Here is a 14,761-nt window from a genome sequence, read left to right on the forward strand (position 1 = left end):
CCGGGTACCCGGGCGTTACCGGCACAAACCCCGTCAGCCGGGGTCACTGGAACCGGCGAGGCGGGTGTTGCGGGCGGGTTCGGGCTAGGCTGCGTGAGCATGGAGGAGCAATCGCCTGACGCTGAGCCGAGGCGGTCCCCTGCCCCACGGGCCAGGACGCCGAAGGCCGGCTTCACGCCGCCCGCCGTCATCGCTCCCGTGTTGTTCCAGCCACCGCCGAGCGCAGCCGGCACCGCCGAGGGCCCCGCCAAGAAGGCCGCGCCAGCAAAGAAGACCGCGCCAGCAAAGAAGACGACTCCGGCAGCGGAGACCACGTCGGCGGAGAAGCCGGCGGCGAAGAAGACCGCGCCGACGAAGACCGCCGCGCCAGCAAAGAAGACCGCCGCCAAGAAGACCGCCGCCAAGAAGACCGCGCCGACAAAGAAGGTCACGCCGACGAAGAAGACCACAGCGAAGAAAGCCGCGCCGGTGCCGGATCCGGTCGACGCTCCGCCGCCAGATCCAGACCCAGGTCTAGGTCCGGTCCCCGGCGGTACGCTGCGACACCTGTTGGCGCGTCCGGCGTACGCGCCGGAACTGCTCGCCCTGGCCGCGGTGGACCGGATCGGGCCGGCGGCGCGGGACTGGGCGGCCCGGCTGCGCGACGCCTACCCGGCGGCCAGCGACGACGCCCTGGCCCGGCTTGCGGCCCGGCGCTTCACCCGGCTCGCCGGGGCCGGCGCGGCGGTCGCCACCGCCGGTGGGCTGCTCGGCCCGGCCCTGGAGCTGGTGACGCTCGGCTGGACGCAGGCCGCTGTCACGCTGCACGTGGCGGCCGCGTACCGGCATGATCCGACCGACCGGGACCGGGCGGCGGAGCTGCTGGCCCTGACCGGCATGCAGCCGGACGTCGCGGCGGCCCGCGCCGCGTTGGACGCGGCGGGTCGGCCGGCGGCCGACGACCAGGAGGATCCGGCGTTGCGGCTGCTCGGCGGCGCCCAGCGGTTCACCGAGGCGGTGAGCCGGTTGACCGACGGCGGGTGGGCGCTGCTGCGGTTGCCGGCCCGGTTCCTGCCCGGCGGGCGGGCGCTGGTCGCCTGGTCGGGCGACACGCTGCTGCTGGAGCGGCTGGCCGCGCGGGCGAGTGCGCACTACCGGCCGGGCACGCCGGCTGCGCCGGTCACAGCCAGCTGAACCAGTCGCGGGGCAGCAGCGCGTAGCCGACGAACGCGAAGACGTCCAGCAGGGTGTGCGCGATGATCAACGGCATCACCCGGCGGGTACGCAGGAAGAACAGCGACAGCACCACGCCCATGATCACGTTGCCGACGAACGCCCCGAAGCCCTGGTAGAGGTGGTAGGTGCCGCGCAGCAGGCAGCTGGTGGCGATGACCGCGCCGATCCGCCAGCCGAGCTGCCGCAGCCGGGTCATCAGGTAGCCGACCACGATCACCTCCTCCAAGATGGCGTTCTGCGCGGCGGCCAGGATCAGCACCGGGACCGTCCACCACAGCTGTGGTAGCGCGGCCGGGACCAGGCTGGCGTTCAGCCCGAGCAGCGCGGCGATCCAGAACAGTCCGAGTCCGGGCAGCCCGATCGCGGCGGCCAGGGCGGCGCCCCAGGCCAGGTCGCGCAGCGGTGACCGGGCGTCGAGTCCGAGCCGGGCCCGGGCGTCGGACCGGTCCCGGCTGAGCAGGTGGACCGCCAGCAGGACCGGCACGAGGGCGAAGAAGATCCCGAGCAGCTGGTACGTCAGATCCAGCCAGGGGCGGGCCGACTGGGAGGCGTTCATGGTGGCGGTCTGCTGGCCCAGCGGCCGGTCGGCGGTCAGTCGCGCGGTGATGGTGACCAGGGCGTAGACCGCGGACTGGCCGAGCGACACGCCGAGGACCAGGAGTACCTCGGCGCGCAGCAGGCGCGGCGGCGGCGGGGCCGCCGGGTGGGCGTCCGGGTTGCTGCTGGCCGGCGGTGGCGTACCGGTGAGGTCGACCGTCACCGGACCACTGTGCCCGAGCGGGTACGGCAGAGCAATGTCGCACATCGGGTACGTCGACTCGCTACGAAGAGTGCTCACCCTGGAACCCAGTGGTACGGCGTCAGTGGCGGCACGGTGACGGGGAAGGCCTCGATGAGCAATCTCGCGCAACTGTTGAAGGAGAGCTGGGTGCTCGTCGAGGAGGAGCACGACCAGGTGGCGGGCTACTTCTACGCCCGGCTATTCCTGGACCGACCGGATCTTCGCCAGCTTTTCCCGGTGCAGATGGACACCCAGCGGCGCTGCCTGATCGAAGCCATCGTCTCCGCCGTCGGCTCGATCGACGACCCGGAGCAGTTCGCCGACTACCTTCAGTCACTCGGTCGGGCCCACCGCAAGTTCCATGTGCAAGCTGCGGACTACGCCGCGTTCGGCGGCATGCTGTTGGAAGCGCTGCGTACGGTCGCCGGTGACCGGTGGAGCTTCGAGTACGACGAGGCCTGGGGCGCCGCGCTGGAGATGCTCACCACCAACCTGGTCATCGGCGCCGAGAGCGACCCGAATCCGGCGTTCTGGCACGCCGAGGTGCTCGACCACGAACGCCGGGGCGCCGACGTCGCCGTGCTGACCTGCCGGCCGCTGCAGCACCGGCTGGAGTATCAGGCGGGGCAGTACGTGAGTGTCGAGGTGCCGCGCTACCAGCCGAGGCTGTGGCGCAGCTACTCGATCGCGAACGCGCCCCGGGCGGACAACACGCTGGAGTTCCACGTCCGGGCGGCAGCGGCCGGCTGGGTGTCCAGCGCGCTGGTCCGCCGGGTCCGCCCCGGCGACCTGCTGCGGGTGGCCGCCCCGATGGGCACGATGGTGCTGGACCGGGACTCGCCACGGGACATCGTCTGCCTGGCCGGCGGGGTCGGTTTCGCCCCGGTCAAGGCCCTGATCGACGAGCTGACCCGGTACAACCGCAGCCGCTGGGTGCACGTCTACCTGGGCGGGCGGACCCGCGACGACCTGTACGACCTGCCGGAGCTGAGCCAGCTCTGCGCCGCCTACCCCTGGCTGAACGTGGTGCCGTGCTGCTCGGACGACCCGGGCTGGACCGGGGAGCACGGCGAGGTCGCCGACGTGCTGGCCCGCTACGGCCCGTGGTACGAGCACGACTTCTTCGTCGCCGGGTCGGCCGGCATGGTCCGGTCCAGTCTGCGTCGGCTGGCCGAGCTCGACGTCCCGGCCGACCACATCCGCTACGACAGCTTCGGCGAGGTGTGACCACTATGGTCGGTCAGTACACCCAGGGCCGGCCGCTGTCCCGGTACTCCTCGACCGGCACCAGGCTGGTCCCCGGTGCCATCCGGTCGACGTACAGCCGGCCCTCCAGGTGGTCAATCTCGTGCGCGACCAGCCGGGCCATCGCCCGTTCGAAGGACGTGATCACCCGGCCGCCGTCGAACCGGGAGTGTTCGACGTCGATCCGCAGCGGACGTGGCACCAGCCCACGCACGTCGAAGTAGGACAGGCAGCCCTCGTACTGGTCGTCGGTCTCCACCGAGGCATCGACGACCCGCGGGTTGAGCAGCACCAGCGCCTCGGCTCCCGGTTCCGGTGGCCGGACCAGGGCGGCGGCCCAGGGCAGCCCGATCTGCGGCGCGGCCAGGCCCACCCCCTTGCCGAACGGGTGCAGCTCGTCGAGCCGGGCCAGCATGGCCCGCAGCCGGGCGACCGTGTCCAACGCCACCGCCTCGTCGGCCGGCAGTTCGAACGGCTGCACCTGCTGCCGGAGCATCTCGGCGCCGCGCTGCACGATCCCGATGGCCCGCATCCGTTCGCTGGCCCGCGGCTCCGGCCGCGGCTCGGGCTCGGCCGGTGACCCGGTCTGACCGCTGGCGTGGGTCGGTGGCCCGGACCGGAACCGCCACTCCAGCCGGTACCGGGCGTTGAGCAGCGGCGCGTCGGTTGACCACTCCAGCACCGACCGGCCGTTCACCCGCTGCCGGCGCACCGGCGTACGCAGCGGGGCGTCCTCCGCCGACAGGGACGTCTCGACCCCCCAGACCTGGGGGTCGAACGCTTCCGGGAAATCCAGCCGTACGGTGAGCTGCCGGGTGGGCAGCCGGACGGCGCGTTGGAACCACTGCCCCCACTTCTCCTGACCGACCCGGTAGGTGTACTCGATGCTGGTGCGCTGCCCCGGATACAGCGGGAACCGGCCGTCGGCGTTCTCGAACAGCAGCCAGACCTCTTTGAAGGCGTCCCGGTCGTGCTTCTTGCGCCACTGCATCGGCTCCTGGTGCCCGGGGGTGCCGCAGAAGGCGTGCAGGTCCAGCTCGACGAAGGTGAGCGGGTGTTCCCGGTGGTGCCGGTTGGACCGGTCCGGGTCGTCGGGGTACCGGTCGACGGCGACCCGGACCAGGTAGCGGGTGACCGGGTCGGTGCCGGCGTTGTAGAGGGCCCGCCGGATCGTGCAGTGGTAGTAGCCGTCCCGGTAGGCGAGGGTGGCCACCTCCTGCTCCACGATGAGCCCGGTGCCGGGTGGCATCCACTGTTCGGGCACCGGTGGGTCGCGCGGCGGGGTGCTGGTACGGCTGTGCCGCAGTTCGTCGTACTCCTGGTAGCGCTGCCAGATCGCGCCGCCGGCGCCGAGCACCGCTTCGGCCCGGCGGGCGAAGTCCTCGGTGGGGCGGTGCCGGCGGCCTTCGACATGGCTGATGTACGACGGGTCGAAGCCCATCCGGGCGGCCAGCTGCTTCTTGGTCATCGCCCGGTCCAGACGCCACTGGGCGAGCTCGGCCGCGAAGGTGTCCGCAGCGCGGTCGATGGGCGAGCTGGTCATCGCAAGGCGTCCCCTCAGGCCGGATCCACAGTCTGCTTTCCGACTCGTACCCCCGGTCGGATTTGGCGCGTTGCCGACAGAGCACTTGACAGCACGGATCGGAACACTCTGTGAGATTTACCCATCACCCACCGCCACGGAGTGTCACCACCCCGGCTGGAAGTTTCGCCAATACTCTGGTTAGCCTAGCCTTAGCAAGCTAGGGTGAACCATCGGCGGCTGTCGGAAGGATCGAAAGGTGAGAACGTTGCGGCGAGGCGCGTGCGACCCGGTTGACCACGGGAGCGCCACCTCCTTCTCGGTTGCCACCGTGACCTGCCCGGTTGCCACCGCGCCGATCGACGGTTGCTCATCGTGACCGCCGTCATCGACCCCCGGGCCCGCGCCGCCGCTCCGCTGGCCCCGATCACCGCCACGCTGCGCACCGCGTTCGGCACCGATGACCTACCCGGCCTGCACGCCGGTCTGCTCGTCGACGAGCAGACCGGCTGGCTGCCCGCCACCGAGCTGATCCACGGCGACCAACTGCCCCTGATGCTCGACTCGGCAGCCCGGCGCTGGCAGGCGAAGCGGCACGCCGCAGCCGCCCTCGCCTGGAAGGCGTACAGCTACTGGGTGGCGCTGCCGGTCGCGCTCGGCTGGGCGTCGGCCCGCCGGGTGCCGCTGATGCGCGCCGACGACGTACTGCTGCGGATGGACGACGACGGCCCGCTGGTCGACGTCGGCCTGCGCACCGGGATCCCGGTGGCGGTGCTGCCGCACGACCCGATCGCGGCGGCCGGGCTGCCCGAGGTGCTGGTCGTGGCCGACGAGGCCGAGCTGCTCCGGGTCCTGCGGATCTCCCTGCTCGACCAGCACATGAGCCCGTTGCTGGACGAGATCCACAGCCGGGTGAAACTCGGCCCGCGGACACTGCTCGGCTCCCTGTCCTCCGGCATCGCCTACGCGGTGCTGCAGGCGGCCGACGCGCTGCCCGGCTCGTCCACCGCCACGATCGGCACGCTGCTCGACGCGCTCGACATCGGCGACCTGATCGAGCTGGTGCCCGGCGAGGACGGGGCGGTCACCGTGCAGCGCCGGACCTGCTGTCTGGCGTTCACCCTGCCCGACCCGAAGATCTGCCCCGGCTGCTGCATCCGGCCGTGACCGCGCGCCGCGCGGCCGGACGACCCGGCCACGCGGGTTAGCGGTGTCGGCACCGGCCGCTCGGGCAGCGGCCGGCCGCGCGGTCAGCCCGGCTGCTGGTAGGTGGCCGTCAGCCTCGCCCGGGCGAGGGTGTGGAAGGCCAGGTTGAAGCCGACGTACGCCGGGGTCGCCGTCGGGCCGAGGTCGAGCCCTTCGACGTCGAGGGCGTGCACCGCGAAGATGTACCGGTGCGGCCGGTCACCGGCCGGCGGCGCGGCACCGTCGTACCCGGCGTTACCGAAGTCGTTGCGTACGCCGAACGCGCCCGGTGCCGCCTTCTCCGGGTCACCGCCGGCACCCTGCGCCAGCTCGGTCACCGACGCCGGCAGGTTGACCAGCAGCCAGTGCCAGAACCCGCAACCGGTCGGCGCGTCCGGGTCGAAACAGGTCACCACGAACCCCTTGGTCGACGCCGGAAAGCCCGACCAGGACAGTTGCGGGGAGAGGTTCGCCCCGCCGGCTCCGGTGAAGACGTGGGCCGTCGGCAGCGGCCCGCCGTCGGAGAGGTCGGTGCTGGTCAACGTGAACGAGTCGACCGGCAGAAGCAGGTCGTACGGATCAGGTGCGATCGGTCGGTCCAGGTTCATGCCTGGCATCCTGCCGCACCCGGCACCGGTACGCAGCCCAGCGCACCGGTGCCGGGTGGAATCGGGTCAGGACCGGTTGACTCCGCTGCCGACCAGCTCGGCGTCGCGCCGCGCGGCCAGCCGGGCCCGCAGCTGCTCGCCTTCGATGTCCACGTTGGGCATGATCCGGCTGAAGAAGCCCGGCAGCCACCAGGCGGCCCGGCCGAGCAGCGACATCACCGCCGGCACGATCGTCATCCGCACCACGAACGCGTCGATCAGCACGCCGATCGCCAGCGCGAAGCCCATCGACTTGATCACCGGGTCGTCGACCAGGATGAAGCCACCGAAGACCGAAATCATGATCAGCGCGGCGGCGGTGACCACCCGGGCACCGTGCCCCATCCCGTTGACGGTGGCCTGCACGGCGGTGTCACCGTGCACGAAGTCCTCCCGCATCCGGGAGACCAGGAACACCTCGTAGTCCATGGCCAGGCCGAACAGGATGCCGATCAGCAGGATCGGCAGGAAGCTGACCAGCGGGCCCGGGGTGTCCAGGCCGACCAGGTCGGCGAGCCAGCCCCACTGGAAGACCGCGACGGTGATACCGAACGCCGCACCGACGGTCAGCAGGAAGCCGGCGGCGGCCTTCACCGGCACCAGGATCGACCGGAACACCAGCATCAGCAGCAGGATCGACAACCCGACGACCAGCAGCAGGTAGACCGGCATCGCGTCGGCGAGTTTGTCGGAGACGTCGATGCCGACGGCGGTGACACCGGTCAACGCGACCGTGGCAGGGCCGTCGTCGTCCGGGGCCAACCCGAGTACGGCGATCTCCTCACGGATCCGCTCGACGAGTTCCTCGGTCGCGGCTTCGGTGGGGCCGGTCGCCGGGATGACTGCCAGGATCGCGGTCTGCCCGTCGCGGCTGGGCTGCGGCGGCGCGACCATCAGTACGCCGTCGAGGCTCTGCACCGTACCGGTGATCTGACCGGCAGCGGCGGTGGTGGCCTCCGCCGATTCACCGGAGACCACCATGATCAGCCGGCCGTTGAAGCCGGGGCCGAACCCTTCGGTGGTCAGGTCGGACGCGGTCCGTTCGCTGCTGCCCAGCGGGGCGGTGCTGGCGTCGGGCAGGGAGATCCGCATGTCGGCGGCGGGGATCGCCAGGGCACCGAGGCCGGCCACGCCGAGCACGATCACCGGGATCCGCAGCTTCACCATCAGTCGGGCCCAGCGGAACCCGAAGGATTCGGAGTTCTCGTGGGTGGTCGGTGCCTCGGCCGGGTCGACGGCCCGCTTGCCGCGCGGCAGCACCCGGCGTCCGGCGTAGCCGAGCAGCGCCGGCTGCAGGGTGATCGCGACCAGGACGGCGACGCTGACCGTGCCGGCGGCGGCCAGACCCATCACGGTCAGGAACGGGATGCCGACGACGGACAGACCGGCGAGGGCGATGACCACGGTGGCGCCGGCGAACACCACCGCGGAGCCGGCGGTGGCGACGGCACGGGCGGCCGCCTCCTCCGGCTCCAGCCCTTCGAGCAGGTGCTGCCGGTGCCGGGAGGTGATGAACAGCGAGTAGTCGATGCCGACGGCGAGGCCGAGCATCAGGGCCAGCACCGGGGCGGTGGAGGTGAGGTCGATGACGCCGCTCAGTGCGAACAGGCCGGCCATTCCGGCGCCGACGCCGATCAACGCGTTCAGCATCGTCATGCCGGCGGCGACCAGCGAGCCGAAGGTGATGATCAGGACGACCAGGGCGATCGCCACGCCGATGCCCTCCTGGGAGCCGACGTGCGGCTCGGTGCTCATCACCTCGCCGCCGTGGGCCACCTGAAAGCCGGCGTCGCGGGCCGGGCCACCGACCGCTTCGTACGCTTGGCGCGATTCGTCGCTGACCTCGTCGTTCGGCTCGGCGAACTGGACGTTGACCAGGGCGAACCGGCCGTCGGGTGACACGCTGCCGGTCTGGAACGGGTCGAGTGCGGCGATCACGCCGGGGATCTGGTTGGCTTCCCCGACCACTTGCATGACGGCGGCCTGGCCTTCGGCGGTGGTGAGCTGCTCGCCCTCCGGCGCGGCGATCACGATCGTGCCGCCGGCCCCGCTGGCCTCCGGGAACTGCTCCTGCAGCAGTTCCAGCGCCTCCTGGGATTCGGTGCCGGGGATGTTGAAGTCGCTGGCGGTCGGCCCGCGCAGGGTGAGCGCGGCGACGCCGAGACCGACCAGGGCGATCAACCAGATCGAAACGACCAGGTGTCGTTTGCGAAAGGCGGTCCGGCCGAGCCGGTATAGCAGGGTGGCCATGCGGCATCCTCTGTCGTGTCGGTCGTTACGGAACTTCGGGTTTCAGCTGGCGCCGGGCTTCGGGCCCTCAGCTGGCGTCAGGTCTCGGTTGCGCGCCGGGCCCGGTTCGCCGAGGGTCCGGTCGATCACCTGGCCCAGCAGCGGGCGGAGCCGGTCGGCGTCGAGGTCGAGGTGTTTGGAGCTGGCGGCGGCGACCCCGGCCAGCACCACCAGGGCGGCGAACCGGTCCTCCAGGCGCCCGGACCGACCGGTGAGGGCGTCGAGCAGCCGGTCGATCATCTGTTCCAGGTCGCAGAAGGCGGGTTGGTGCAGCATCTGCGGGATCTCGGCGTAGAGCACCGCGATCTGCCGCTGGTAGCGCAGGCACAGCTCGATGAAGCCGTCGATCGCCGTACGGCGGGCGGTCTCGTCGTCGAGTCCGGCCAGGTGCCGGTCGAGTTGGGCCAGGCTGGCGACCGCCGGGTTCATCAGGGCGGCGAGGATCGCGTCCTTGCTGTCGAAGTGGTAGAGCAGGGACGCCTTGGCGCAGCCCACCTCGGCGGCAATGTCCTGAAGGGAGGCACCCCGGAAGCCGACCACCGCGAAGCGCTGGGCGGCCACGTCGAGGATCTGTTCGCGTAGCTCGGGCCGCCCCGCGCCGCCCCGGCCGGTCTCCGTCATCTGGTCACCTCCTGTGGCTCGACACCCGGTCACGGTCCGCGACCAAGGATGCCGGAGCGATCGCCGAACCCCTGACCGATCGGTCAGAACGTGAAGCAACTCACATGAGCGACCTGCTCGACCTCAATCTCGTCCGGCAATTCCACCCGAAGCAGATAGAAGCCCGACGGGAACTCGATGAGAGTTCGTTGAGAGTCCGACCCGAAGGTGAAAGCGGTACAAGTCAATGGTTCGTCGCGGTCATGCTGTGTGCGGCTTGGTAGCCTGGGGCCGTGCCGGCCATCGTGGATCCACCGCCGCCGCGCACAGATCCGTCCACGCCCCGGCAGAAGATCAACTGGGTTGACCGGCTCATTCAGGCGGCAGCCATCGCCGGGTCGGTCGCCGGTGTCGCGTCCTTCTTCACCGAGCACCCCACGGCGGGGCTGCGGCTCATCGCGGGCAGTCTGCTCGTCGGCGGGGTCGCGCTCGCTTTCAGATGGCGTACGGCCGGCGGCCCTCGCTTTGGTTTCACCGGCGCGCTGGTGCTGGCGCTGATCGGGGCGGGCATCGTCGGTTGGTCGGCGCGGCCGGGCGCGGCACCGGAGGCCGGCGCGCCGGCACCGAGCCCGACCAGGACCACTGCGTCGAGTTCGTCGGGTTCGTCGCCAACCACTGCCGGGCCGGATCCCGCGACCGGCGGCACATCGGTGACCGTGCACCGGGCAGAAACCGTCGTCCCCCTCTCCGCGAGAACGGAGATCGACCTCGACTCACTCGCGCCGGACTGGGACGTCGCGGGCTACGACGAGACGGGCCGGGCCGATCTTCGGTTCAGCACCATCGGCCTCGAGGCGATCAACAACGCCGAGCTACGGCAAGCCACGGGTGACGGCCCGGATCTCTGCCAGCAGGCGACGGCGCAGTACCAACTGACGCTCGACGAGGACCTGCCCGAGACCAGGTACACCTGCGCGATCACCAACGAGGACCGCTTCGCCTCGGTGCGGTTCAACCGCGAAGACGTCCGGATGGGATACACCGTATTCAGCTCGATCACCCTGACGATCACGGTCTACAACCGCGCCGCCTGACCACCGTCCGACCCGGCCGCCGGGCAGGGTTACGACCCGTCGCGCCGGGGCAGACGATAGAGTCCATCACATTGCACGAATATCTCCCGCCGCTCTGCGGCATCACCGGATTTGTCGACCACATAACCCGTGACCCAGAGCCAGCCCTCGTACGTCGGCTTGGGGTCCACCGAGATCACCCGAAACCGCAGCCTGCGCTCGCCAGCGAACTGCACACTGGCCTCACCACCGACCACCAGGACGTCACCCGGCCTCGGCTCAGGCGTGCGGAGCAGCCGACTACCCGCCACGCCGATCCGCCAACGGGTACGTCGTACGCCCGCAGTCCGGGCACCATCGCGACTTCACCTTGAACGACCACAGCCCGGCGCAGAAGCCCAGCAGTGCCGCGCTGAACAGCGCCCCTATATCCCACATCGATCCGTCCCTCTCCCATGAATCCGACGCGGTCACCCGTCGTCAGTCGTCGAACGACACGGGCTCGCCGCCGTTGGCCTGCCACCGGGCAAGGACCTCAGCGAGGATCCGGCGGGCACCAGCCTCACCGTGCTCAGCCTTCAAGTCCTCGAAGCTCCACCGCAGCGTGAGAGCCACCTCGGCCGATTCGTCGGTCCCGCACTCGCGGGTGGAGTAGGAGTCGTCGGCGTCGGCGTTCGGACCCGACTCGCTCGCACCGTCGTCCATCAGGATCACAACCCAGCCGGTACGCGGTAGCCGACCATCTGACCGTAGGTCATCAGCGGACGCAGCGTCGGAGTGAGCATCGTCGGCTCGGACGACCAGCGGTGCCCACGGTTGCCCGCCAACCGCCGCTGCCGAGCCGCCGCCCGCTCCTCGTCGAGCCGGGCCAGGCGCTTCGACGCCGCCGACCGCCCATCCCGCCACTCCCGCCACCGCACCACCAGTTCACGAATCATTTCGACGATCACTGCTCTCTCCCATTCAAGATCGTTCTCGTTCCACGCAATCGATCAAGCTCACGGAGTTACACCGCTGATGTCTCGCTCGGACAGCATCCACGACCGTCCACAGGCAACCTTGCAACTGTCAAGGTTCACGGGGTGCTGGTGCTTACGTTCAGCTCGTGAGAGTCGTCGCGCTATCCGATGTCGCCGAGATGCTCGGCGGCGTATCGCGCACCCGCGCCACCGAGATCACCAACCGGGCGAGCTTCCCGGCGCCGGTCGCGCTCGTCGCCTCCGGCCGGATGCGGATCTGGGACCGCGACGAGGTCGCCGAGTGGATCCGCACCCACCGCTCGACCCAACAAGAAGACTGATGCCCATTCACCTTCGCGCTTCCTCGTACGGTGGCGTCCGTTTACCAACACCCGCAACAGGACCGGAGTCCGCAAGGACAAACCGATACTCACGGCCGCTGGCACAAGACGCGATAGCGGGGACGTCCGCCGAATACCATCTGCTGTCCGCAGACACCGGATCCGCGGGAGCAGGCGTTAGCCTGGGACCATGAGCGACTATCTACAGGTGTCGACCGCAGTCGAGACACGTGATGCCGCAGTAGCCCTCGCCCGATCGGCGGTACATGCTCGCCTGGCTGGTAACGCCCAGGTGGTTGGCCCCGCGATCAGCGTCTTCTGGCATCTCGGCGTCCAGGGCGAGGGTGAAGAGTGGCAGGTGCTACTCAACACGACGGCCGCCCGGTACGAAGCCTTGGAGCGCCACCTACTCGCGCACCATCCCTGGCAGAACCCGCAGATCACCGCTACGGCAATCGTGGCAGGATCGGCAGCATGTCTGGAGTGGCTTCGATCGTCGACGGACGAAGCCACACCAGGCAGTTGACATTGAAGCTGCCCTGGCCGGGCGACGCTACCGGCTCATCTCCGCCGCTTGGCCATGTAGGTCGACGACACATGGGAGTGCCGCGTAAGGCTCCAGCCTCGACATGAATGAGTCGATTCGCTGAGCTGGGCGGATCGACCCGACTCCCGCCGCCAACCGCATTGCCTTGCCCGCCACGGAGCACGCCTGTTCCACCTCGTTGGCGTCGAGGTAGGCGTCAGCGAGCCAGGTCAGATAGAGCGCCTTGTCACGGGCATGCGTGTCGCTGTACAGCGCCAGGACGTGCTCCAGCACCGATATCGCGCGCATCGGCCGGTGCAGCACCGACCAGCAGCGGCCAGTCATGATGTCGACCTCGACGTCGTCCACCCAGTAGACCCAATCTGGCTCAGCTCGGTCACCGGCGGCGCTCAGCCACCGTGCGCCTGTATCGAGCTGCCGTTCCGCTTCTGCTGCCTGTCCCTGAAGGGCGTGAGTCCAGGCCCGGCGGCAGTGCAGAAGGGTCAGGACCCTGGGAGTTGCGCCCTCTTTCGCTGTCTCGCACGCCGCGATAGCCAGATTCAAGCCTGACCGGCCGAGCGCGATCGCCTGGTAGGCAAGAAACGCTTGCGCGTTGCCGGCAAGCGCCGGGCTGTCCGCCTCCTGAGCAGCGGTCAGACTCGCCTGGTACAGCCGCTCCGCGTCGCCGTGACGGCCCGCGTCGAAGGCGGCCCAGCCAGCCAACTGCGCCTGCTCGGCGAGCACCGCCAACAACCGTCGATGGGTATCCTCGGCGTAACGTCCGTCCCGGATGAGCCGGTCCGTTGAATCGAGCTCAGCGGCGTACATCTGGTAGGTATCCGCTCCGCCGAGGAAGTCGTCCAGACGACGCAACCGCGCGGTACGCTCCACCAATTTGTTCGGAAGGTCTACACCGATCTGGCGGCCGTGACCCAGATAGGTATGCGGAAGCGCGGCAGCGAGACCGGCTCCAGCTACGAACTGGCGGCGGCTGAGAGCCCTTTGTGTGTCAGCTAGTGCTGACAATTCACCGCCGGCTCGGAGCGCAGAGTCGAGACGCTGGGCGGCCTGCGCCGTTGGGCGCTTGGAGCCGTTTTCCAGCTCATGCAGATAGGATTTGCTGTAGAAGGTCGCCCTAGCCAGCTGACGCAGCGACATATCGCGCTCAATCCGCAGTTGACCCAGTCGACGGGAGAAGCTTGAACCTTCTGACTCTGCCATCTCGACCATCCCTGATCGCCGGAAGATCGGCGCCGCGTCAGCGATGCTTCGACGCTCGCCGCTGACAACCGTACCGCACAGTGATGATCACATTGTTGCCGCCGGATGTGACCGACGCTCTCGTCTCCGCAGCGGCGCAGGAACGAGTGATCGTTTACCGCGTCGCGTCCGAGGCGACGGCGTCGATCATGCCCCCGATGCGGGCATATGCAATCCGTCAAGGATGCTCAGGAACCCGCACCCAGCAGGTCAGCCAGCGCGGCCAGCTCCTGGCTTACCGGCCGACGGCGGCGGGTCAGGATCGTGGTGACGATGTCCCGGGCGTACCGCTGATGCCGCAACCACGTGGGCGACATCGCACGGAGCCCGGAGAGGATGCGCGTCGCTTCGGCCAGGTCGCCGCGTTCGGTGTTGGCCCAGGCCCGGTCGAGCTGGTGACGATTCCGGTTGTCCGACGTGGCCCGGCCGCTCCCCGGCGGTACGCGTTCCGCCAACGCGAGCGCCGTGACCGGGTCGCCCGCCACGACCGACATCTCTACCCGCTTCATCTCCACGGTCACCGGACAGAAGGCACCCATGGTCACCGGCATGCGGAGAGCCACGTCTGCTGGTAGCTGCTCGCCGATCCGGACCGCCGCCGCACCGGCGGCGTCGAGCATTCCGCCGGCGTCGTCGGCGCGACCATCGCGGATCGCGGCAGCCGACCCGCGCAACATGAGCCAGCCCCAGACCGCCAGCCGAGTCGGCTCCGTACGGGAGAAGCGTGGCTCGATCGCGTCCGCCGTGGCGAGGGCCAACCGCTCGGCCTCGTCGAACCGGCCCTGCCGGAGCAACAGCCAACACATCGTGGTGACGACTGACGCGGCGACCAGTTCGTCTCCGGACTCGTCCGCGACGTCGAGCGCGCGATTCAGCGCATGGTAGGCAAGATCGAAGCGCCGGAGCTGGATCAACGCCGTCCCGGCGATCTGGTACGCCTGAGCGAGCTGCCCCGCGCCAGCGACCCGCTGATCACCGCCACTCGCGTCGAGAAGGCTACGGGCTTTGCCGATCAGCACCGGCAACAGGGCGAGCGCGCTGGCGTAATCGTCGCCATGGAGGTCTATTCACAGGCGATCCTGTAGAAGTGCAGCCCGATGACACAGGAGATCGTTTCC

At 69.8% G+C, this 14,761-nt stretch carries 16 protein-coding genes; 6 read left to right on the forward strand and 10 right to left on the reverse strand.

Annotated elements, in window-relative coordinates; genetic code table 11:
* Positions 1 to 198 precede the first annotated feature (198 nt).
* Positions 199 to 1,173, forward strand: a complete 975-nt coding sequence (locus ACFHWT_RS28570; protein ID WP_416597772.1) for a hypothetical protein — start codon at positions 199 to 201, stop codon at positions 1,171 to 1,173.
* On the opposite strand, the gene ACFHWT_RS28575 is transcribed toward ACFHWT_RS28570, so the two are convergent.
* Entirely contained in the window at positions 1,160 to 1,894 is a 735-nt protein-coding gene (locus tag ACFHWT_RS28575) for a CPBP family intramembrane glutamic endopeptidase (protein ID WP_416597786.1), read from the reverse strand. The genes ACFHWT_RS28570 and ACFHWT_RS28575 overlap by 14 nt on opposite strands.
* A gap of 213 nt (positions 1,895 to 2,107) precedes the next feature.
* Between ACFHWT_RS28575 and ACFHWT_RS28580 the strand changes: the two genes are divergently transcribed.
* Positions 2,108 to 3,223 (forward strand): FAD-binding oxidoreductase, encoded by a 1,116-nt coding sequence (locus ACFHWT_RS28580; RefSeq protein ID WP_416597773.1) that lies wholly within the window; start codon positions 2,108 to 2,110, stop codon positions 3,221 to 3,223.
* A gap of 13 nt (positions 3,224 to 3,236) precedes the next feature.
* On the opposite strand, the gene ACFHWT_RS28585 is transcribed toward ACFHWT_RS28580, so the two are convergent.
* A complete protein-coding gene (locus ACFHWT_RS28585) occupies positions 3,237 to 4,784 on the reverse strand; it encodes a peptide deformylase (protein WP_416597774.1) in 1,548 nt (515 codons plus the stop codon).
* A gap of 354 nt (positions 4,785 to 5,138) precedes the next feature.
* Here ACFHWT_RS28585 and ACFHWT_RS28590 point away from each other — a divergent pair, with 354 nt between their 5' ends.
* Positions 5,139 to 5,930 carry a hypothetical protein gene (locus ACFHWT_RS28590; RefSeq protein ID WP_416597775.1) on the forward strand — a complete coding sequence of 264 codons (792 nt, stop codon included), beginning with the start codon at positions 5,139 to 5,141 and terminating at the stop codon, positions 5,928 to 5,930.
* An 83-nt stretch (positions 5,931 to 6,013) separates the two neighbouring features.
* On the opposite strand, the gene ACFHWT_RS28595 is transcribed toward ACFHWT_RS28590, so the two are convergent.
* The 3 genes from ACFHWT_RS28595 to ACFHWT_RS28605 form a co-directional block, all read right to left on the reverse strand.
* The gene (locus ACFHWT_RS28595; protein WP_416597776.1) at positions 6,014 to 6,556 is read right to left on the reverse strand and encodes a YbhB/YbcL family Raf kinase inhibitor-like protein; all 543 of its coding nucleotides are present in this window, start codon (positions 6,554 to 6,556) and stop codon (positions 6,014 to 6,016) included.
* Between the two features lie 66 nt (positions 6,557 to 6,622).
* Positions 6,623 to 8,845: an MMPL family transporter gene (locus tag ACFHWT_RS28600; RefSeq protein WP_416597777.1), complete on the reverse strand. Its 2,223-nt coding sequence runs from the start codon at positions 8,843 to 8,845 to the stop codon at positions 6,623 to 6,625.
* Positions 8,846 to 8,887: 42 nt separating this feature from the next.
* The gene (locus tag ACFHWT_RS28605; protein ID WP_416597778.1) at positions 8,888 to 9,505 is read right to left on the reverse strand and encodes a TetR/AcrR family transcriptional regulator; all 618 of its coding nucleotides are present in this window, start codon (positions 9,503 to 9,505) and stop codon (positions 8,888 to 8,890) included.
* A gap of 524 nt (positions 9,506 to 10,029) precedes the next feature.
* Here ACFHWT_RS28605 and ACFHWT_RS28610 point away from each other — a divergent pair.
* Positions 10,030 to 10,578 carry a hypothetical protein gene (locus ACFHWT_RS28610; protein WP_416597779.1) on the forward strand — a complete coding sequence of 183 codons (549 nt, stop codon included), beginning with the start codon at positions 10,030 to 10,032 and terminating at the stop codon, positions 10,576 to 10,578.
* 279 nt (positions 10,579 to 10,857) lie between these two features.
* Here ACFHWT_RS28610 and ACFHWT_RS28615 read toward each other — a convergent pair whose 3' ends face one another.
* The 3 genes from ACFHWT_RS28615 to ACFHWT_RS28625 are packed head-to-tail and all read right to left on the reverse strand — an operon-like array spanning position 10,858 to position 11,507.
* The gene (locus ACFHWT_RS28615) at positions 10,858 to 10,995 is read right to left on the reverse strand and encodes a hypothetical protein (protein WP_282232797.1); all 138 of its coding nucleotides are present in this window, start codon (positions 10,993 to 10,995) and stop codon (positions 10,858 to 10,860) included.
* Between the two features lie 42 nt (positions 10,996 to 11,037).
* Entirely contained in the window at positions 11,038 to 11,262 is a 225-nt protein-coding gene (locus ACFHWT_RS28620; RefSeq protein ID WP_416597780.1) for a hypothetical protein, read from the reverse strand.
* Between the two features lie 5 nt (positions 11,263 to 11,267).
* Positions 11,268 to 11,507, reverse strand: coding sequence for a hypothetical protein (locus tag ACFHWT_RS28625; protein ID WP_416597781.1), 240 nt, complete (start codon positions 11,505 to 11,507; stop codon positions 11,268 to 11,270).
* A gap of 155 nt (positions 11,508 to 11,662) precedes the next feature.
* On the opposite strand from ACFHWT_RS28625, the gene ACFHWT_RS28630 reads away from it, so the two are divergent.
* Both ACFHWT_RS28630 and cutA read left to right on the forward strand, forming a co-directional pair.
* Positions 11,663 to 11,857 carry a helix-turn-helix transcriptional regulator gene (locus ACFHWT_RS28630; RefSeq protein WP_416597782.1) on the forward strand — a complete coding sequence of 65 codons (195 nt, stop codon included), beginning with the start codon at positions 11,663 to 11,665 and terminating at the stop codon, positions 11,855 to 11,857.
* Between the two features lie 190 nt (positions 11,858 to 12,047).
* Positions 12,048 to 12,383, forward strand: a complete 336-nt coding sequence (cutA, locus tag ACFHWT_RS28635; RefSeq protein ID WP_416597783.1) for a divalent-cation tolerance protein CutA — start codon at positions 12,048 to 12,050, stop codon at positions 12,381 to 12,383.
* Positions 12,384 to 12,410: 27 nt separating this feature from the next.
* On the opposite strand, the gene ACFHWT_RS28640 is transcribed toward cutA, so the two are convergent.
* Together ACFHWT_RS28640 and ACFHWT_RS28645 are read right to left on the reverse strand one after the other, a co-directional pair.
* Positions 12,411 to 13,604 carry a helix-turn-helix domain-containing protein gene (locus ACFHWT_RS28640; protein WP_416597784.1) on the reverse strand — a complete coding sequence of 398 codons (1,194 nt, stop codon included), beginning with the start codon at positions 13,602 to 13,604 and terminating at the stop codon, positions 12,411 to 12,413.
* A gap of 227 nt (positions 13,605 to 13,831) precedes the next feature.
* Positions 13,832 to 14,662 (reverse strand): hypothetical protein, encoded by an 831-nt coding sequence (locus tag ACFHWT_RS28645; RefSeq protein ID WP_416597785.1) that lies wholly within the window; start codon positions 14,660 to 14,662, stop codon positions 13,832 to 13,834.
* Positions 14,663 to 14,761 lie beyond the last annotated feature (99 nt).

It is taken from the genome of Micromonospora sp. LOL_021 (genome assembly GCF_048060215.1).
GTDB lineage: Bacteria > Actinomycetota > Actinomycetes > Mycobacteriales > Micromonosporaceae > Micromonospora_E.